This is a genomic window from Streptomyces sp. YS-3 (assembly GCF_045257485.1).
Taxonomy (GTDB): domain Bacteria; phylum Actinomycetota; class Actinomycetes; order Streptomycetales; family Streptomycetaceae; genus Streptomyces.
Genome location: NZ_JBJHPC010000810.1, coordinates 1 through 2,491, shown reverse-complemented (window position 1 = coordinate 2,491; position 2,491 = coordinate 1). Strand labels below are relative to the sequence as shown.

Below are 2,491 nucleotides of genomic sequence, written 5' to 3'. Positions count from 1 at the left end.
GGCGGGGTCACGGGTGACGTCTCGGGGGGAGCCACCGGCGGGGTTACGGGCGGGGTCACCGGCGGCGTGACTGGCGGCGTCATCGGGGGCGTAACCGGAGGCGTCACCGGCGGTGTCGGGTTCGGTTCCGTGCGGCCGAACAGCACCGCCCGGTACACCTTCGCCGCCTTCGGGTTGGCGTCGCACTGCCACACCCCGTGCGGGCAGTAGTCGGTGATGGTGTTGTACAGCGGGTTGTGGACGTCCATCCATTCGAGCATCCGCCGCATGTACTCAGGGTTGTCCCCGTTGCGGAAGAGCCCCCACTCCGGATAGGAGATCTGCTTCTTGTGCGCGGCGGCGAAGTCCACGTGCTGCTGGAGGCCGTACGGTTCCTTGACCTGTTCGTCGAAGCTCTGGCCCGGCGGCTGGTCGTAGGAGTCCATGCCGATCACGTCCACGACGTCGTCACCCGGGTAGCACGCGGTCCACGGAACAGCGTCCCGTCCCCGGCTCGGCGCGAAGTCGAAGCGGAACTTCTGGCCCGGCACCGAGCGCATCGCGGTGACCGCGCGCCGCCAGTACGCCTTCCACGCCTCCGGGTCGGGCCCGCAGCGGTGGGTATAGGTGGTGCCGTTCATCTCCCAGCCCAGCACGATGACCGTGTCCGGGATGTTCAGTGCGACCAGGCGTTCGGCGAGTTTCTTGAAATGCTCGTCGAAAAGGCCCTCCTGGCCCTGCCTCAGGAGTCTGCGGACGCCGTTGTCGGAGACGCCCGCCTCGTTGTGGGCCAGCATGGGAACATTGAGGACGAAAAGCCGGTCCTGGCGCTGGCGCCGCCAGCCGGCCCACCTCTCCAGGAAATGCGCATGGCCCTCGATGTCGCTCCAGGAATCCCCGGGCAGATAGGTGTGACCCACCCTCAGATCGGCTCCCCCGAGCCATCTCTCCAGCTCCCCCATGCGCTGCACACCGCGCTCGTCGGACTCCAGGAACGCGCCGAACCAGGTGGTGGAGGGGTGCTTGGGGCCGGGCTCGGAGCCTCCGGCGGACCCGGGGTCGCGGGTCGGAGGAGCGGCGGCGAGACAGGAGACGAGCGCTCCGGCCGCCACAACCGCTCCCAGCGCCCGGCGGATTGCGGCGGCGGACGGGCTTTTCCGCCGGTGCTTCGTGATGCCGCTCATTCCGTTGCGGTGCTTCCCCTGGCGCATGTCCACTCCTCCACGACGGATCCCCATACCCGATATACCCAGCCCGAAAATATTCTTATTGCGCTGATCGGGAAGATAATCCGTTGGGTGCGCTGATCCCCCTATATGGGGTACGCGGAAGAACGGGAGAGGAAAGCGCGCGTACGGCGGGTTCGCGCGCGGGACGCCTCGTCGTCTCGTCGCCCCGTCCGTGTGAAGTACCCGCCGAACGGGTGAACACGGCCCGGCGGGGCGACGGCGGTGTGGTGCACTCGAAAGCGCGTGAAAAGGTGCCCGTCCGTCAGCCGTCGGCTCTTTCGTGCCGTGGACGAGCACCCTGGATGTGACGGTACGTCACCGTCCCCCCTGGCCGGGAGAGCGCCCTCCGGCTCTCCCGGCCCCCCTCCTCGCCTACCAGCCGTTGCGGACGGCTGCCGCGGCCGTGCCCCTGCGGTAGAGGATCCCGCCGCCGACCAGCAGCCCCAGGGCGGCGACTCCGGCCACGCCCAGCAGGTTCGCGTCACCACCGGTCGCGGCGAGCTGCGGACGGCCCGGCATCTCGTGGACCGCGGGGGCGGAATGGGCGGCGGGTGCGGCATGCCGGGGCCGGTACGGGCGTACGGGCTGCGGCGGCATCGCCCGGGTCACCTGCGGGGCCACGCCGTGCGACGGCGGCGCGGACTGGTGAGCCGGCACCTCGGGCTTGGCGGGCACCTCGGGCCTGGCCACCGACGGATTCTGCGCCTGCGGCAGCGTCTGCGCGTGCGGCGGCACCTGCGCGTGCGGCGGCACCTGCGCCTGCGGCTGCTCGGCCTTCGGCGGGACCGTCACCGGCGGCGTCACCATCGGCGGCGTGGCCACGGGCGGGGCGACCACCGGAGGCTGGGCGACCGGAGGTTGGTGCGCGGGCGGCTGGTGCGCGGGCGGTGGTACCTGCGTCATCGGCGGCCTGGGGGCCGGCGGCTTGGGCACGTCCGGGCGGTGGTGCACCGGCGGCGTCGCGTGCTCGTGATGCACGGGGGGCGTCGCGTGCTCGTGATGCACGGGGGGCTGCGCGGCCGGAACGTGGTGCAGCGGCGGCGTGGGCGCGGGGTGGTGCGCGGCTGGGTGGTGCTGCGGTGCCGGGTGATGTGCGGCTGGGTGGTGCTGCGGCGCCGGGTGCTGCTGCGWGTGCTGGTGCTGCGCGGGCGCGTGGAACACCGGCGCGGGCGTCACGGCGTGGTGCGGCACCGCGTGGTGCGGCACCGTCTGCTGCGGCGCGGCGTGCTGCGGCACCGAGTGGTGCGGCAGTGGCGCGGGGTTCGCGGGGGGCGGTGCCGGGA

At 72.2% G+C, this 2,491-nt stretch carries 3 protein-coding genes; 1 reads left to right on the top strand and 2 read right to left on the bottom strand.

Annotated elements, in window-relative coordinates:
* Together ACJA3G_RS35055 and ACJA3G_RS35050 are read right to left on the bottom strand one after the other, a co-directional pair.
* The coding region (locus ACJA3G_RS35055) for a glycoside hydrolase family 26 protein (protein WP_406557068.1) at positions 1-1,190 on the bottom strand (1,190 nt) is incomplete at its 3' end.
* A 390-nt stretch (positions 1,191-1,580) separates the two neighbouring features.
* Complete coding sequence (locus tag ACJA3G_RS35050; RefSeq protein WP_406557067.1) at positions 1,581-2,111, bottom strand: hypothetical protein; 531 nt, start codon at positions 2,109-2,111, stop codon at positions 1,581-1,583.
* An 87-nt stretch (positions 2,112-2,198) separates the two neighbouring features.
* Here ACJA3G_RS35050 and ACJA3G_RS35045 point away from each other — a divergent pair.
* A partial coding sequence (locus ACJA3G_RS35045; protein WP_406557066.1) for a hypothetical protein occupies positions 2,199-2,491 on the top strand: 293 nt, incomplete at its 3' end.